Source organism: Paenibacillus sp. P3E (assembly GCF_001909045.1).
In the GTDB taxonomy this organism is placed as follows: Bacteria; Bacillota; Bacilli; order Paenibacillales; family Paenibacillaceae; genus Paenibacillus_AQ; species Paenibacillus_AQ helianthi.
Map to the genome: position 1 here is coordinate 14,996 of NZ_LVWH01000190.1, position 17,470 is coordinate 32,465.

Genomic DNA, 17,470 nt, shown 5'->3' on the forward strand with positions numbered 1-17,470 from the left:
TGGAGGTTTATATTTTTACTATGAAAGTCAAAGCAATGATTAAGCAAAATAATGTACTGCGTGAGCAGATGACACCCTTCAACCGCTCTTATTATGAAGATATGCTGCTGGCGCTCCGTGCCAGCAAAGTAGACCCGGTCCGAACCGAGGAGCTGCTGCTGGAGGCGGCAGCGCTTCTGCTGGAGGGGCAGGGTAAAGGTAAAAATGCCAAACAGATTTTTGGCGAGCATCCTGAGGACTATTTCAAAGAGATTACCGGCAGCGCCTCTATCCCCAAAGTGCGCAGCAAGCTGAACCACTACCTGATGATTTCCTGTGCCGCACTGACAGGGCTGTTCAGTGTGTATGCCATCGCTGGCCTGCTCCTGTTATGGAGTACAGGGGAAGCGGGCCTGTTCGGCCGGATCAGTATATTTACAATTCTTGTCGTAGGTGCGGGGGCTATTGTCCTTATGGAGATGATCATGAGATGGATGTCCTCCTTATCCGAGGATGATGCGCCAAAGCCCAAGGCATTCGATATCAAGGCACTCGGAATTTATGTAGGCATTGCTATTCTAGTAGTATTCCTCGGTGTGTTTCTTGACAACCTGTTTCCGGTCATTTCTATCTCCCCTTGGGTAAGTCTGGTTCTCGCTGTGGCCGGGGGGCTTGGGTTAAAGGTAGTATTTTTCAGATCATAGATGTCAGGGTTCCAAGTTCAACTCAAACAGGGGGAAACGTCCATGAAAATGAAAACAATTCTTCTATCCGCCGCTATAACTGCTGTTCTGGGACTGCCTGCAGGGATTAACGGACATGTTCTGGCAGAGGGTGCAGCTACCGGAACCGCCGGAGCTTCCGCCCCTGCCCCTGGAAGCAAGGTGACCGCTGAAGCGGGCAGCAGTCATGCTGAAGCGGTATACAAGGCGGCTCTCCCGATGCTGGCCTCTTCCGCCAGACTTCCGGAGGCAGTCCGGTTCCTGAACAGCAATATCTATGCGGTCAGCCCTTATCAGGCAACCGTATTGACCCTGAAGCTGGAGAATCTTCATAAGGCTGCCATGAATACCTGGGAGAGCAAATTCAGCAGCAGCAGTGTTCAGCGGAAGCTGACCTCAGTCTACAAAGCAGGCATCAGCATGACCAAGCTGGCCGAGACCACCCAGGATGCTTCGTTGCGGGACCTGCTGAAAAGTGCAGGGGAAAGCGGCTATAAGCTGGAGACGGCTGAAGGCTCCTTTTTTCCGGTGATTGATTATGCGGCTTACCGCAAATATAAAGTTTACGTTACGAATGACATCCGTGATTATATTTCCATTATGGCTACGGAAGCAGACCTGCCCTCCTCCAAAGATAACGGACTGGTTATTTCCTGGGGGGATGTTGCCGCCCGGGCGCTGGCCCAGGAGGAGTTCATCCAGAGCCACCCCAAATCGAACCGTATTACGGCGGTGAAGGCCTTATATTCCCAATATGTAATCAATACCTTTTATGGACAAAACAATACCCCTCTTTTCCATTATGACAATCTGGAGATGGACCTGGAGGCACAGAAGGCATACAGCAGCATTCTCTCCAAGAGCAATGGCAGCAGCCCTTTTCTCCTGAAACTGGAGGGCTTCATGAAGCTGCTGAAAGAGAATGGCTATAAGCTGGATGATGGTGTTACTGATTATCTGAAGACTGAGGTACCTCAGTCTTAAATCCCCATAATATAGAAGGCCCGCCCCATAACTTACTGGGACGGGCCTTTTTCGTCTGTATGCAATGGATAGAGGATTAGATCAGCATATTAAATAAGTTGGGATCCTTATTGATTTCCAGATAATCCACACCTTTTTGCTTCATCCGTTCAATGAGCGGGGTGTAATCCTCTTTATGCTGAAGCTCAATTCCGACCAGCGCCGGACCGTTCTCCTTTTCATTCTTCTTCGTATATTCGAAACGTGTGATATCATCTCCGGGTCCAAGCACCTCAGCGAGGAACTCGCGCAGGGCACCGGCGCGCTGCGGAAAGTTAACCATGAAATAATGCTTAAGACCTTCATAGATCAGCGACCGTTCCTTGATCTCCTGCATCCGGTCAATATCATTGTTCCCGCCGCTGATGATACAGACCACCGTTTTGCCGCGGATTTGGTCGCGGTACAGATCAAGCGCCGCGATGGGCAGCGAGCCTGCAGGCTCCACAACAATCGCATTCTCGTTGTACAGCTCCAGAATGGTCGTACAAGCCTTGCCCTCCGGCACCTTAACCACATCGTCAAGGCGGCGGGAGCAGATATCATAAGTCAATCCGCCCACTCGTTTCACGGCAGCTCCATCGACAAATTTATTAATCTCTTCCAGGGTGATCACTTCTCCGCGCTTCAGCGCTTCGCTCATCGAGGCCGCGCCGGAAGGCTCAACGCCAATAACCTTTGTAGAAGGGCTCACCGTCTTCACATAGGTGGCAACACCCGCTGCCAGGCCGCCTCCGCCAATGGTAACAAACACAAAGTCAGCGGGCTTGTCCAGGCTCTCCATAACCTCCATCGCAATCGTACCGTTTCCGGCGATAATCCGCGGTTCATCGAACGGATGAATCAGTGTCATACTATGATCAATGCATGCCTGCAGCGCCTCATCATAAGCATCATCGAAGGTGTCGCCCTTTAGAATGACCTCAACATACTCGCCGCCGAACTTCCGGACCTGCTTAATCTTTTGATTAGGAGTGGTGGTTGGCATATATATCTTCCCTTTAATGCCCAGAGCCTTGCAGGAGTAGGCTACACCCTGCGCATGGTTCCCCGCGCTTGCACAGACAATGCCCTTGGCTCTATCCTCTGCAGACAAGCTGCGGATCATATTATAGGCACCCCGGATCTTGAAGGAGCGGACAATCTGCAGATCCTCACGTTTCAAATACACATTACAGCCGTATCTGGCCGACAGCACCGTATCCAACTGCAAAGGGGTGCGGACGATAACCTCCCGCAGCACATGATGCGCACGCACAATATCTTCCATTCCTACGATCCGGTCTTCGCCTTCTCTCATTTTCCCTCGCCTCACTGTCTCTAACTTATCAATTTGCTTCTTGTAACATACTCTTCCGGGGACATTTTTTCAAGCATTGTCCTCTCCGGGTTAGTACACTTTGAATCTGGATACCGTGTGCAGCAGGTTCGCCGGGCTGTGCTTGATCTCTTCCATCTCGGCAACGCCTGCGTAATCTGCTCTACACTCTCAGCGGGCTGAAGCCGTTCGCGGATCTTGACGCTGATTATCCCTTTACCGTTTCACTCCAAAAGAGCATAACTTAACAAGCGTTTACCTTTGTAAACGCCCAAATCGAAGCCGGTTTATTGGATTACACAAGAATATAAGCCCATTTATGTTAGGTTTTATATTAGGAAGGCTGACACAATTAATTAAGAGGGAGGTTGTGGAGAAAAAATTAAGGTGGGGTTATAACAGAGGCGTTGTACCACCGCAGGCATTGTATTGCTTTTTCTCCAAATAATAGCCTGCGGCGTAAACGACCTGCTGTTCCATTCGAGCATGTCCAAGTATGCTGGTGCATCTGATAGAGAGAATAACTGCGAAGGCGGTATAATGCGTAGAGTGCTTCCACGCTCCCTTTTAGGATGCGGAGTTTGCGGTCCGATACAGCTGTGCACGCGTTGGCCATAGCTCTTCGGCTGCCAGCCTGCTGCCGGCTGCACCTGATCTTTTTTTCACTTGGGCGACGTTGCTTCGGGTGTATTGATTAATCAGTTCGTCGAGTACCATCGATTGATGAAGCACAGCCGGATGATCCAGATCGTACTTGTATTGCAGATTGTTCAAATCTCGCCGGGCTTGTTCCAAAGTTTGTTTCAAACAGTCCTGTTCTCTCACTTCTATCCCTCCTCTTTTAGTATTTTAGAGGGCTATGTCTTTTTCGGGGTGAAAATTTTTTCAGATAATTTTTGGAAGAATTGAAAAAAGACCAGCCAAGGACTTGCCAAGGAATGGTCTTTTTTCGAGCAATATCGTCTACTCCAGAACTATAGTAATAGATTAACCCCCATGATTATCGGACATAATGACGAAGGAATGTGAGGTACCCGAATGAATTGGAACAACAAGCACCAGGGCAAAACTAGCTACGACCAATAGAGATGCCAATTTTCTTTTCATGTTCTTCTTCCTCCTCTTTTAATAGGTTCTGATATCTATGTTGTATTTCATGGGGTGCAAATGCTCTATATCTCTCAAATAACCTCACACAGGCGAGAATACGGGTTTCGTTGTTGATGAGAGATGACGTGAACAGACTAGACAATAAGTATTCAAAACCTATCTGGTATAGGCTTTGTTTCAGATAGTACAGGGCCACTCCGTATAGAAAACGGGCGTGCTGCTCAGAGACCACTTGCTTCGTATATACACCCACAGCCTCTTGATATTTTATCTGCATGTAGCCGTTGATTTCAGAATTAAAATACTGCAGGATGTGATCCACATTGAGATCAAACAGATTGGCCGCCTCTGTAATATTTAATAAGCCGACCAGAAGCTCATCCTTGTTCTGTTCAATATAGAAAACATAATCAGCTAGTACACTTTCATCCCCGCGCATCAGCTTGGATACGTAGATGTTGGCCTGTGCCCATCCTTTATACAGTTTCAGCCAATGCAGGGTGTCCTCATCGGTTTCTTTGACCCAGCTCAAGTCTTCATAGGCGTATGTGTATTGGATTCCCTGCTCATAATCGTTCCTGGAATCGCAGACGCTCCCGCGAAGCAGATAAGAGAAGGCCAGATATACAAACATCGGTTTCTTAGGTTTCTTAGGCTGCTCCCGTTTCGCCCTCGCCGGCTGTGGTATCGTAAAAAGCTGGATTCTTGCCAGCCGTTCCATCTCCTCGGCTATCGGTTCCACTTTGTCCCAACGCCTGAGCGAACGGTAGGTATTCGCCAGATCCCGTAGCGCATCAAGCTGATCGATTTCGTCAAGCCGGTCTACAAAAGGCTCAAACTGGAGCGCACACTGGAGGTTGTCCTCCTGATTATCGCTTAGCCGAAGTGTAAACAGGCGATACTGGCAAAAGGCCAGGCGTTCGGAATGCTGCCTCCTCTCACTGAGGGCAACGCTCTCATAGATCAAGACTGCTGCGGCGCGCCTGCCTTCCACGAAGAATTCCTCAGCTGTCTCAAACAACAAAGGGGAATAGGTCAGATTGTCCAGGAGCAGCGGCAGAATCCGCTTGATGCAATCGAGCTTGTCCAACTCTGCACAACGATAGAGAAAGGGTCTGACTCTTCGCCAGTTGGGTACGGCTTCAACCATACACTCCTGAATATACTGCTCGTAAAAATGTCCTTTGGGCAAGCCGAGGACAGCAGTCATACGGTCCAGCTGATCCACGCCCATAATCCGGTTACCCTTTAGAATAGAACTCACGGTACCTGCATTAAGCCCCGCAAGCCTTCCCAATTGGCTGAAGCTCAGAGCCTCACGTTCGATAAAACGCTCCAGCTCGGTGCGAATCGTGGTTGCATGGTTCAAAAAAAACACCCCTTAGACCCGCTTCACAATGGCGAAATTTCCCGATGTAACTTCGCTAACATTTGATAATATTTACTAATATATTGCAAATATAACCACATTTCTCCGTCAGGTCAATTCTTTTTTTTGCATTCTTCTTTTTTCTGCATTATGTTATATAATGCGCCATTTTTCGCGTGGAATTTTTACATAAAAGCACAAAAAATCACAGCCGGATCCGGCTGTGATTTGTATTTCAGTGTTCATCCCTACTGCTTCAACATCCACTTTAGCAGATCAGGTACGCTCGCCCATAGACGGGAGTGCATAATGACATATTCGATCGCTTCATTGGAATCACCCATTCCGACAAAATCAGGAAGGTTATGCGGCAGCCGCTTCACACCCAGCAGATAATCGGGCACATGCTTGTTCACACCCCGTGCCACGCGGTAGAGCATTTTGAGCTGGGAGGTGATTCCGTTCTTCTTGTATTCCAGAATGATGCGGTCATAGGCATAAGCGGCAGCAGCATCATCCTTGCCGTACTTCTCCAGCACCTGCTCAGCCTGCTCCAACTGGTTGCTGTACAGGTATACGGCAGCAAGCAGATAGCGCGCACCGGTATTATCTTCCGTATTCAGCTCTAGAATATGCTCCAGAATTTGCGCTGCTTCTTTGGCATTTCCGCCAAACCAGCAGGATTCAGCGTAGCTTTTACAAATCCGGATGTACGGGCGGGTCTCATGAAGACCCCAGAAGTGCCCCTTATTCTTCTCAAAAAAGAGTTCACCCAGCTCTCGTTCACCTGCAGCGATCCCCGCTTTGAGATGAGCCCGTGCATCTTGTTCATTCTCCGATTCTTCAGCCAGGATCAGATAGGCGTCTGAGCTGTCTGGATACAGGTCCAGCGCAGCCTGCGCCAGCTGTATTCTCCGTTTGGAGGACGTTGCTTCCATGGCTTTGTACAGCAGAGCCTGGGCTTTATCCTTGGGTGTGCCCGGACCGTTCATTGCCAAAAGCTCATCCGCCTCGCCGCCCATGCCATACTCCTCGATATAGTTAAGCATTTCTTTGACCTTGCGAGAAATTGTAGCCGTTGTGACCTCATATTTATCGGCGAGATCCGCCTGCGTAATATTGAAGCCGTACTCCTCAGACAGCAGATACTCAATTGCCGCACAGAAGGAGCCTGTCTTCTTTACAGCAGGTCTGGTCTGGCGGGAATACCCGTTCCATAGCACCAGAGCTTCAAAAATCAGCTCCCGCTCGTATTGATTTCTCATACTCTCGATAAGCTGCAAAGCCAGCTGTTCGTGAGCCGGGTGCTCCCATTTCAGTTCACGAGCCACCATCTTCTTCAGCTTGGTCAGGGTAAGCTTGTTCTCAGGCCGAATTGCGGTTTCCTGGACTGCCTCTTCCATTTCCGGCAGCGAGGCTGCAGCCTCTTGCGCGGCCGCTTCCCCCGTTGTTACCAGCCGCAATATGGATTCTACTGCAGAGGATTCCTTGTCCAGGCAGCATCTCTTATATTTTTTCCCGCTTCCGCATGGGCACAAGTCATTTCTTCCAACCTTACTCAAAAGTAATTCCCCCTTAAATCTGTAACTAACCATTCGCATGAGCGTATTGCTGCTTTAGCACTACAGGTATCATTTCCGGGCACGAGGCATTCTATATGACTTGCATTTCTAATGATTTAAAAAAGGCCTTTCCTGAAAGGAAAGACCCTTTATCTGTATATATCCGCACATTTTTCCCCCGTACGAGTTGTATTATAGCACTTCTTCTATCACTTGTCAGTCCTTTTTTAGGACTAATAGCGTAAAAGGGTTCTCTAATACAGTTCTTTGTCCTCAGACCAATGCCTTCATAGCGATGTCGGTGCGGCTGTGCATTCCGGGAAATGAAATCTTTGCCGCACTGGCATATGCTGCTGAACGCGCTTCGGCAATGCTGGCTCCCATGCCAACGACGCCCAGCACCCGTCCGCCATTGGTCACCCATGTCCCATCTTCCGTACGCGCAGTACCGGCATGAAAAACCAGCTCATTGGCGCGGTCCCCGAGTCCTGAAATCGGCACTCCTTTTGGATAAGGGCCCGGGTATCCTTCGGAAGCCAAGACTACACATACCGCGGCTTCCTCGCTCCATTCAATCTCGATATCTGCGAGTCTTCCCTCGGTTACAGCAAGGAGGATCTCCAGCAGATCACTCTTTAATCTTGGAAGCACGACCTGTGTCTCGGGATCGCCAAAGCGTGCGTTAAATTCAATGGTCTTCGGTTTGCCCTCCGGAGAGATCATCAGACCGGCGAACAAGACGCCGCTGAATGGGCGGCCTTCCGCTACCATTGCCCGCGCAGTCGGCTTGATAATCGTTTCCACGGCTTCCTGAATAATGGCCTCGTCAATATGCGGCAGAGGTGAATAGGTACCCATTCCGCCTGTATTGGGACCTTTGTCATCGTCAAATGCAGGCTTGTGGTCCTGTGCAGCAGCCATCGGACGCACAGTTTCTCCATCAACAAAGGCAAGAATCGACATTTCCTGCCCGGCCAGAAACTCCTCAATGACCACCTGTGCACCGGCTTCCCCAAACACCATGGTCACCATAATATCCTGCAAGGCAAGCTCCGCTTCTTCACGGGAATAGGCCACGGTTACGCCCTTTCCAGCCGCCAGCCCGTCCGCTTTAATGACAATCGGCAGGCCCTGGCTGCGTAAATAGGCGAGTGCAGCCTCATAATCGCTGAACTTCTCATAGGCTGCGGTAGGAATACTGTATTTATGCAGGAGGTCCTTCATAAAGGTCTTGCTGCCTTCAATTTCTGCCGCATTCTTGCGTGGGCCGAATACAGGAATATCTTCGGCTTCAAATGCATCGACTATGCCAGCAGCAAGCGGATCATCCGGTCCGATAACCACATAGTCAATGTTCTTGTCCTTGGCAAAAGCGGTCAGCTTATCGAACTCGAACACGTCGATCGGTACACATTCCGCAAGCTGTGCAATCCCGGCGTTGCCGGGTGCACAGTAGATTTTGCCGGCTTTGGGACTGCGGGACAGGCTCCAGATGATAGCATGCTCCCGGCCGCCCCCGCCCACTACTAAAATATCCATTGAAATGAGTCCTCCCAGCGTTCTAGTGTTTGAAATGGCGAACGCCGGTGAAGACCATGGCAATACCATATTCGTTAGCAACCTTGATGGACTCCTCGTCCTTGATGGAACCGCCTGGTTGAATGACTGCGGTTATCCCTGCTTTTGCTGCCATTTCCAGCGTATCGCCCATCGGGAAAAAGGCATCGGATGCTAATATGGAGCCTTTGGCTTTCTCCCCGGCCTGCTCGATGGCAATCTTCGCTGCACCGACACGGTTCATTTGGCCTGCGCCTACGCCGACTGTCATATCATCTGCCGCCAGCACAATCGCGTTAGACTTCACATGCTTAACGACCTTCCAGCCGAACAGCAGCTGCTTCAATTCTTCATCTGTTGGCTTGCGGGTAGTCACTACCTGCAACTCCTCAGGATTGACGGAATGCACATCGCTCTCCTGAACGACCATGCCACCTTCAATAGAGGTCACCACAAAGCTCGATTTGCGCGCTGCAGCCGTGCTGAGATTGCCGAGTTTGAGCAGCCGGATGTTCTTTTTCTTCGTGAGAATTTCCAGCGCTTCGTCGGTAAAGCCCGGGGCCAGCACGATTTCCAGAAAAATATCCTTCAGCATATTGGCCGTATCGGCATCAATAATCCGGTTCGCGGCTACAATCCCGCCAAAGATGGAGGTTGGATCGGCATTATAGGCTTTTTGATAAGCCTCATATACGCTTGCCCCTACGCCTACGCCGCAAGGATTCATGTGCTTCACTGCCACAACAGCCGGCTCTTCGAACTCCTTCACAATCTGCAGAGCCGCGTTGGCATCATTGATATTGTTGTAGGAGAGCTCTTTGCCGTGAAGCTGCTCGGCAGCCGTGAGTGTATCCTGGGCAGCCAGAGGTTTGCGGTAGAAGGCAGCCTTCTGATGCGGATTCTCCCCGTAACGCAGATCCTGAATCTTCTCGTAGGTTACCGTATAGCGCTCCGGCAGCGGTTCACCGGTCACATTCGCCAGATAATCGGAAATCAGGGCATCGTAAGCCGCCGTGTGGCGGAACACTTTTGCCGCAAGACGTTTGCGGGTCTCGAGAGTCGTATCTCCGCCTGCGCGTACTTCCTCAAGCACGGTAGCATAATCAGCTGCATCCACTACCACACTGACAAAGGCATGGTTCTTCGCCGCCGAACGCAGCATCGTCGGTCCGCCGATATCGATGTTCTCGATCGCTTCCTCGTAGGACACATCCGGTTTGGCAATCGTCTCCGCGAACGGATAGAGATTTACCACGACCAGATCGATGTAGTCCAGACCCAGCTCCTGCATCTGACGCGTATGCTCCTCGTTGTCACGAACCGCCAGAAGGCCGCTGTGTACAGCCGGATGCAGTGTTTTAACACGTCCATCCATAATTTCCGGAAAGCCCGTCACATCAGAAATGCCGATGACCGGTACGCCTTCTTTGGCCAAAAGGGTGCTAGTGCCGCCTGTGGAGATGATTTCTACGCCCAATGCAGACAACTCGCGGCAAAAATCCACGATGCCCTGTTTGTCCGATACGCTGACCAGCGCTCTTTTGATACTCACTTTGAATAGTCCCCCTCCGGATGATGCTGAATTTAGTTACAGGTGAATCGGTACTGAAGCACTGCTATGTGAAAATTGGCCTTAGCTTTATTAGTTGAACTTTAGATAATCCCAATGGGTTCTGGTCGTAACTGCAGGGAATGTATGGATTTCTATCCGCACAACAATATTCGCACATAACCCTCCTGCTGCTCGACATCTGCTCCCCGCTTGTGCAATATTTCCCGAGAAATATCAGAACAGGTCAGGCTCGTCTGAGAAAGTCGATTCATGCGCTTATGAAGCTGCCTCTAGGACACATCCCGGACCAATATGCTATCTGCGGATAATGGTCTGTCTGCCCTCCAGCGTAACCTTCCCCTCAGCCAATGCACGCACAACCTCGGGATACAGCTCATATTCGATTTTATGGATGCGTTCTGCCAGCGATTCCGGCGTGTCGCCAGCATTGACGACCACACTGCGCTGGGCAATAACCGGACCGGTGTCCATCCCTCCATCGACAAAATGCACGGTGACTCCGGTCAGCTTGACGCCATACTCCAGAGCCTGGCCAATAGCGTCCTTACCGGCAAACGCAGGCAAAAGCGAAGGATGAATGTTAATAATCCGTCCTCCATAAGGTTCAAGCAAAACCGGGGTAATCAGCCGCATGTATCCGGCCAGCACAATCAGACCGATATCCCGGCGCTTCAGTTCAGCTACAATCTCGGCCTCATATAGCTCACGGCTTGCAAAATCCTTCGGCCGCAGCAGGAGGGAGGGAATACCCGCCTCCTCTGCCCGCTTCGCCACAGGTGCTTCCGGCTTGTCGGACACAAGCAGCTCAATACGGCCTCCTCCAAGCAGTCCTGCCCGCTCCGCCTCTGCCAGTGCGGCAAAATTGCTGCCCTGCCCAGAGGCAAAGACAGCGATCCGGCTCCACTGCATCAGACTTCAGCTCCCGTAAAGGTAACGATGCGATCCCCTTGCGTTACTGTACCAATCCGGTAAGCTTCTTCCCCGGCAGCCTTCAGCAGCTCCAGTGCACGCTCCCCATCAGCTTCAGCTACAACCATCACCAGACCTACACCCATATTAAAGGTGGTGAACATATCGCGGTTGCTCACATTGCCCTTCTTCTGCATCAACCCGAAAATCGGCAATATCGGCCAGGAGCCGTAGTTGATGTCTACATTCACATGGTCCGGCAGTACGCGCGGAATATTCTCAATGAACCCGCCTCCGGTAATATGCGCCATACCTTTGACCGGAAGCTGCTCCAGCAGTGCCAGCAACGGCTTCACATAGATCTTGGTAGGTGCAAGCAGCACATCTACCAGCGGAGCGCCCAGCTCTGGAACCACAGCGCTCAGTTCATAGCCGTCTTCCTCCAGCAAAAGCTTACGCACCAGCGAGAACCCGTTGCTGTGCACCCCACTTGAAGCCAGACCAATGACTGTATCTCCAGGCGCAATGTCCGCACCTGTTACCAGCTTGGCCTTATCCGCCACACCCACCGTGAATCCGGCGATATCATATTCGCCTGCTGAATACATACCCGGCATCTCCGCAGTCTCGCCGCCGATTAGCGCACAGCCTGCCTGATGGCAGCCTTCAGCGATCCCGGCAACAATGGCCTCGATCTTCTCCGGCACCACCTTGTCGCAGGCCAGGTAATCGAGGAAGAACAACGGCTCTGCACCCTGTACTACAATATCATTCACACACATGGCTACGGCATCAATACCAATCGTGTCGTGGCGGTCGGCCGCGAAAGCAATTTTGAGCTTCGTGCCCACCCCATCGGTTCCCGATACGAGCACCGGCTCTTCATACTTGTCTTTATTGAGACCAAAGAGCGCTCCGAAGCCGCCCAGCTCCGTCATAACTTCCGGACGGTACGTGCGCTTCACATGCTTTTTCATGCGTTCAACCGCTTCATTGCCAGCCGCAATATCCACTCCGGCGTTTTTGTAAGCTTCTGACACTTGGTACACCTCATTTGAATTAGTTTAGAGCGCGTGTGGTCGGGGCGGCAGGGATTTGAAGCTGGGGTGGTTATTATCGTGATTACAAGGAATGTTTGGACTTCCGATTGCTGTTATGGTTGGATTTCTTGATTTGAACCGCTCTTCGCGGTAGAAATCCACCCATAAAGGCAAGCGCTACGCTTCTCCAGTTCCAAACTTCCTCTCCATCACTCCAACCACCGGGTTCAAACCCGGCCGCAAGCCGAACTTACGCGGCTTGCACAGGGCAGTCAGTCGGCGCTCTTGGCGAAGCCAAGCGCCTCCTTTAGCGAGAGCACCCCCGCTTTTGCGAAGCAAACAGGACGGGGGCTTGAGCCTTTGGTGTTGCCGCACGAGGCGAAGCCGTGCGCTCCTCGGGCGAGAGCACCCCCGCTTTTGCGAAGCAAACAGGACGGGGGCTTGAGCTCCTAGGCCCGGCGAGGCAGCATGACGCCAGGGCGCGGTACGCCGTTAAGCGTGTCCGCAGGACAAAGCGGGCACCCGCACCCACGCCCTCTTAGAAAGTTAAAAGCAAACTCCTACCGCCAAACTTTCGGGTGGCCGGAGGGCAGCGCCCTTCGGAATCCCCCTTTGCAAGGGGGACTTAGGGGGATGAACCCATATTAACAAGAGCATCCGTCCTTCTCTTCCCCGCCGAAATCCACCTGCGTCGGGTAATCATTATCGAAACAGGACAGGCACAAACCGCCTTTGTAATCCCCGCTGTTATACCCGCCGATGGACTGAATCAGGCCCTCCGGGGAGAGGAACGCCAGCGAATCGGCATTGATCTCTTCACACATTTCGGCAATCGTCTTGTAAGAGGCGATCAGCTCGCGGCGGTCCGGTGTATCGATGCCGTAGAAGCAAGGATTCTTGAATGGCGGTGAAGTAATCCGCACATGGACTTCGGTTGCTCCGGCTTCACGTAGCAGGTTGACGATCCGGCGCGAGGTAGTGCCGCGTACGATGGAATCGTCGATCATGACTACGCGCTGGCCTTCAACGACGCGGCGGACTGCGCTCAGCTTCATCTTTACGCCCTGCTCACGAAGTTCCTGGCTGGGCTGGATGAAGGTCCGGCCCGTGTATTTGTTCTTGATGAGGCCAAGCTCATAAGGAATACCCGTCTGTTCTGCAAAGCCGATGGCTGCTGAGATACTGGAGTCCGGTACCCCCGTTACGATGTCTGCATCCACGAACGCTTCCAGGGCCATACGGCTGCCCATCCGCTTACGGGCGGAGTGCAGGTTGGATCCGTTCAGATCGCTGTCGGGACGGGCGAAATAAATATATTCCATGGCACACAGTGCTTTGCGCTGCGGCTCAGCGAACCGGTCTTCCTTGAAGCCGTTCTGATCAAGTACCAGCAATTCGCCGGGCTCAATGTCACGGACGAACTGAGCACCAATGACTTCCAGTGCGCAGGATTCCGAAGCGAAAACATAGGCTTCCCCTACACGTCCCATCACTAGCGGGCGGAGGCCATGCGTATCGGATGCTACGATCAGCTTGTCGTTCGTCATCAGCAGGAAGGCAAAGCCTCCCACGAGCTGCTTAAGCGCATCTTTGGTCGCTTCGACAAAATCCTTCTGCGACCTCGCAATCAGATGCGCCAGGACTTCCGTGTCACTTGTGGTCTGGAAAATCGAGCCGCCCTGCTCCAGCTGTTTGCGGATCAGCGGCTCATTGACGATGTTCCCGTTGGTGGCGATCGCCAGATCCCCGTCACGGTATTTAAAGACCAGCGGCTGCGCATTAGTCAGCCGGCTGTCGCCACTGGTGGAATAGCGCACATGGCCAATGGACATATTGCCGATCAGAGAGGCGATTTTGTCCTTGTCGAACACTTCTTTGACCAGTCCCATACCCCGGTGATAGTTGAAGTCACGTCCATCCGCCACGCAGATGCCCGCACTCTCTTCTCCCCGGTGCTGCAGAGCGTGCAGGCCGTAGTACGACATGGAGGCGGCCTCCGGGTGTCCAAAGACCCCGAAGACGCCGCATTCTTCTTTTAGCGTGTCAAAAATATCTCCCGAGCCCGTTCCTTCGTTGTAAAAGTCGCCGGTCCACAGGATAGGGGTCTCCTGCTTGTTCCCGGTCTTTATTTCATAAGACATGGAATAGCATCCTCCCAAGTGATTTTTAATGCCTCTACAGCCTCATCCAGTGCGGATGCGCCGTCCAGGGACACACGAAGTCTATCGCCACCGACGGTTCCGATGATTTCTACCGGTACACCGTAAGCAGCTACCGCTGCTTTCAGCTCTTCCGCACGGTCAGGTGCCGATGTCAGCACAATGCGGGACTGGCTCTCGCTGAACAGCGCCACATCCGGGCGCAGTCCGCCAGCGGACAGCTTCACATTTGCGCCAATCGAACCGCTGATGCAGCTCTCCGCCAGTGCTACAGCTAAACCGCCTTCCGAAAGGTCATGCGCCGAGCGGACCAGACCGCTACGGATGGTGCCGAGCACAGCATCCAGCAGCTTTTGCTCTGTAGCCAGATCCAGTTCTGGCGGACGTCCTTCAGTCAAGCCATGTACGGCATACTGGAACTCACTTCCGCCAAGCTCTGCTTTGGTTACACCCAGCAGCAGAATAGCATCACCTTCTTGCTTGAAGGCTTGTGTAGTAATGTGATCGGTATCTTCAACCAGTCCCACCATACCGACAACCGGGGTAGGATAGATGGCGCCGGCAGCATTTTCGTTGTACAAGCTGACATTTCCGCCGATAACCGGCGTATCCAGCACACGACAGGCTTCAGCCATACCGTCTACCGCCCGTTCCATCTGCCAGAAAATCTCCGGCTTCTCCGGGCTGCCAAAGTTTAGGTTATCCGTAATCGCCAGCGGCTTCGCCCCGGAACAAACGATGTTACGCGCTGCTTCACTTACCGCGATACGTCCGCCCACTTCAGGGTCCAGATAGACATAACGTCCGTTGCAGTCTGTAGTCATTGCCAGGCCTTTGCGTGTGCCGTGAATCGTTACCACTGCCGCATCCGAGCCTGGGCGCACCGCTGTGCTGGTCCGTACCATATAATCATATTGGTTATACACCCATGCTTTGCTTGCCACTGTCGGTGAAGCCAGTATAGTGTGCAGTGCACCGCCAAGATCAGTTACCTCGACATAGCGCAGCGTGTCAACACTGGCGTTCTCCTCATAGTAGGCAGGAACTGCAGATGGTTTTTTATAGATCGGGCATTCATCCACAAGAGCCGTTACGGGCATATCGCCAACAACCTCGCCGTGATGGAACAGCTTCAGACGTCCGTCATCCGTTACCTTGCCCACCTTGCGGCAAATGACACCCCAGCGGTCAAAAATCTCTTGTGCCTGTGCCTCATCCTTAGGCTCTACCACAAACAGCATCCGCTCTTGTGATTCAGAGAGCATCATTTCGTAAGGCGTCATACCGTCTTCACGCTGTGGCACCTGGTCCAGATAGAGTTCAAGACCATTGCCCGCTTTACTTGCCATTTCAGCACTGGAACAGGTCAGTCCGGCTGCGCCCATATCCTGAATGCCAAGCACGATGCCGCTGTCGATCAGCTCCAGGCAGGATTCCATGACCAGCTTTTCCATAAACGGATCACCGACCTGCACTGCAGTCTTCTTGGCTTCCGATTCTTCACTCAGCTCCACGGAGGCAAAGGTTGCCCCGTGAATTCCGTCGCGTCCGGTAGGCGGACCAACGTAAAACACCGGATTGCCCACACCTTTAGCGACACCGCGCTGGATTTTATCATGATCAATGAGTCCGACACACATCGCATTGACCAGCGGATTGCCGTCATAGCTGTTGTCGAACATAATTTCGCCGCCCACTGTAGGAATTCCGATACAGTTACCGTAGCCTGCGATACCGGATACCACATGCTCGAACAAATATTTAACCCGGTCACTTTCGAGCTTACCGAAACGCAGGGAGTTCAGCAGAGCTACCGGTCTTGCTCCCATCGAGAAAATATCGCGGATAATCCCGCCCACCCCTGTCGCCGCGCCCTGATAAGGCTCGACCGCCGACGGATGGTTGTGACTTTCGATTTTGAATACAACCGCCTGGTTGTCACCGATGTCTACGATACCCGCACCTTCACCAGGTCCCATCAGTACACGCGGCCCGCTTGTAGGGAAACGTCCCAGCAGCGGTTTGGAGTTCTTATAGGCGCAGTGCTCGGACCACATTACGCTGAAGACCCCGATTTCTGTATAGTTTGGCTTGCGGCCCATGAAAGAAGTGATGAGCTCATATTCGCTGTCCGACACACCGAATTGACTGTAGATTTTCTGCTCCGCGATTTGCTCTGCGGTCGGCTCCTTAGCGGATACTTGCTGCGTCATAACGATCCCTCCATGTCTTGAGAATGGATGTGAACATCCGTTTGCCGTCTTCCGAACCCAGCAGGCTGTTCGCCGCGCGTTCCGGGTGAGGCATCATGCCAACCACATTGCCCTGCACATTGCAAATTCCCGCAATATGTTCCACAGAACCGTTAGGGTTATCGCTATAAGTGAAGACGATCTGATTGTTAGCTTTTAGTCCGGCCAGAGTCTCTTCATCGCAGTAGTAGTTGCCTTCACCGTGTGCGATTGGAATGACGATCTCTTCATCCTTCGCATAATCAATAGTAAACGGGGTAGTGTTATTAACCACCTTAAGCACCGAATCATGACAGCGGAACTTCATCGACATGTTGCGGCGAAGTGCTCCCGGCAGTAAGCCGGCTTCGGTCAAAATTTGGAACCCGTTGCAGATGCCCAACACATATTTGCCCTGTTCTACCGCTTTGGCCACTTCGGCCATGACCGGAGCAAACCGGGAAATCGCGCCGCAGCGCAGATAATCACCATAAGAGAAACCGCCTGGTACAATAATGCAGTCATAGTCGGACAGATCCGTCGCCGTATGCCACACGTAATCTACAGGCTCACCCAGGCTGTCTTCTACAGCTTTGTAGCAGTCAATGTCACAATTGGAGCCCGGAAAGACAAGTACAGCAAATTTCATGACTTTTAGTCCTCCAATTCGTAGCGGTAATCCTCGATCACCGTGTTGGCCAGCAGCTTTTCGCACATTTCTTTAAGGCGTCCTTCCGCTTCAGCGCGGTTATCAGTATCCAGGGTCAGTTCCATATACTTGCCGATCCGCAGGCTCTCCACTTCCTGAAAACCTACGGAATGCAGCGCTCCTTGCACGGCTACACCTTGGGGATCGAGCACACTTTTCTTGATGGTGACATAGACTGTCGCTTTTAACATACGCTTGTAGTTCCTCCT

General features: G+C 52.1%; 14 protein-coding genes. 2 read left to right on the forward strand and 12 right to left on the reverse strand.

Translation table 11 applies throughout. The features are described 5' to 3' along the window. Positions 1 to 20 precede the first annotated feature (20 nt). The gene (locus A3842_RS22605; protein ID WP_074102813.1) at positions 21 to 683 is read left to right on the forward strand and encodes a DUF1129 family protein; all 663 of its coding nucleotides are present in this window, start codon (positions 21 to 23) and stop codon (positions 681 to 683) included. 42 nt (positions 684 to 725) lie between these two features. Continuing rightward, positions 726 to 1,685, forward strand: a complete 960-nt coding sequence (locus tag A3842_RS31615; RefSeq protein WP_083609693.1) for a hypothetical protein — start codon at positions 726 to 728, stop codon at positions 1,683 to 1,685. Between the two features lie 76 nt (positions 1,686 to 1,761). Here A3842_RS31615 and ilvA read toward each other — a convergent pair whose 3' ends face one another. The 12 genes from ilvA to purS all read right to left on the reverse strand — a co-directional run bounded on the left by ilvA (position 1,762) and on the right by purS (position 17,452). Beyond that, positions 1,762 to 3,024, reverse strand: a complete 1,263-nt coding sequence (gene ilvA / locus A3842_RS22615) for a threonine ammonia-lyase IlvA (RefSeq protein ID WP_074084255.1) — start codon at positions 3,022 to 3,024, stop codon at positions 1,762 to 1,764. A 585-nt stretch (positions 3,025 to 3,609) separates the two neighbouring features. Next, positions 3,610 to 3,867, reverse strand: a complete 258-nt coding sequence (locus tag A3842_RS22620) for an aspartyl-phosphate phosphatase Spo0E family protein (RefSeq protein ID WP_074084254.1) — start codon at positions 3,865 to 3,867, stop codon at positions 3,610 to 3,612. Between the two features lie 244 nt (positions 3,868 to 4,111). Next, positions 4,112 to 5,521, reverse strand: coding sequence for a helix-turn-helix domain-containing protein (locus tag A3842_RS22625; protein ID WP_074102814.1), 1,410 nt, complete (start codon positions 5,519 to 5,521; stop codon positions 4,112 to 4,114). A 248-nt stretch (positions 5,522 to 5,769) separates the two neighbouring features. Further along, positions 5,770 to 7,083, reverse strand: coding sequence for an SEC-C metal-binding domain-containing protein (locus A3842_RS22630; protein ID WP_074102815.1), 1,314 nt, complete (start codon positions 7,081 to 7,083; stop codon positions 5,770 to 5,772). A 273-nt stretch (positions 7,084 to 7,356) separates the two neighbouring features. After that, positions 7,357 to 8,622, reverse strand: a complete 1,266-nt coding sequence (gene purD, locus A3842_RS22635; protein ID WP_074084251.1) for a phosphoribosylamine--glycine ligase — start codon at positions 8,620 to 8,622, stop codon at positions 7,357 to 7,359. A 22-nt stretch (positions 8,623 to 8,644) separates the two neighbouring features. After that, positions 8,645 to 10,192: a bifunctional phosphoribosylaminoimidazolecarboxamide formyltransferase/IMP cyclohydrolase gene (gene purH / locus A3842_RS22640; protein ID WP_074084250.1), complete on the reverse strand. Its 1,548-nt coding sequence runs from the start codon at positions 10,190 to 10,192 to the stop codon at positions 8,645 to 8,647. 315 nt (positions 10,193 to 10,507) lie between these two features. After that, positions 10,508 to 11,122 carry a phosphoribosylglycinamide formyltransferase gene (purN, locus tag A3842_RS22645; RefSeq protein ID WP_178382394.1) on the reverse strand — a complete coding sequence of 205 codons (615 nt, stop codon included), beginning with the start codon at positions 11,120 to 11,122 and terminating at the stop codon, positions 10,508 to 10,510. Beyond that, a complete protein-coding gene (gene purM / locus A3842_RS22650) occupies positions 11,122 to 12,162 on the reverse strand; it encodes a phosphoribosylformylglycinamidine cyclo-ligase (RefSeq protein ID WP_074084248.1) in 1,041 nt (346 codons plus the stop codon). Before purM ends, purN begins: the two co-directional genes overlap by 1 nt. Before the next feature lie 644 nt (positions 12,163 to 12,806). Then, positions 12,807 to 14,303, reverse strand: a complete 1,497-nt coding sequence (gene purF / locus A3842_RS22655) for an amidophosphoribosyltransferase (RefSeq protein ID WP_074084247.1) — start codon at positions 14,301 to 14,303, stop codon at positions 12,807 to 12,809. Beyond that, positions 14,288 to 16,534, reverse strand: coding sequence for a phosphoribosylformylglycinamidine synthase subunit PurL (purL, locus tag A3842_RS22660; RefSeq protein WP_074102817.1), 2,247 nt, complete (start codon positions 16,532 to 16,534; stop codon positions 14,288 to 14,290). The genes purF and purL overlap by 16 nt, the downstream gene beginning before the upstream one ends. Further along, positions 16,512 to 17,201, reverse strand: a complete 690-nt coding sequence (gene purQ / locus A3842_RS22665; protein ID WP_074084245.1) for a phosphoribosylformylglycinamidine synthase subunit PurQ — start codon at positions 17,199 to 17,201, stop codon at positions 16,512 to 16,514. Before purQ ends, purL begins: the two co-directional genes overlap by 23 nt. A 5-nt stretch (positions 17,202 to 17,206) precedes the next feature. Beyond that, a complete protein-coding gene (gene purS / locus A3842_RS22670; protein WP_019913657.1) occupies positions 17,207 to 17,452 on the reverse strand; it encodes a phosphoribosylformylglycinamidine synthase subunit PurS in 246 nt (81 codons plus the stop codon). Between the last annotated feature and the right edge of the window lie 18 nt (positions 17,453 to 17,470).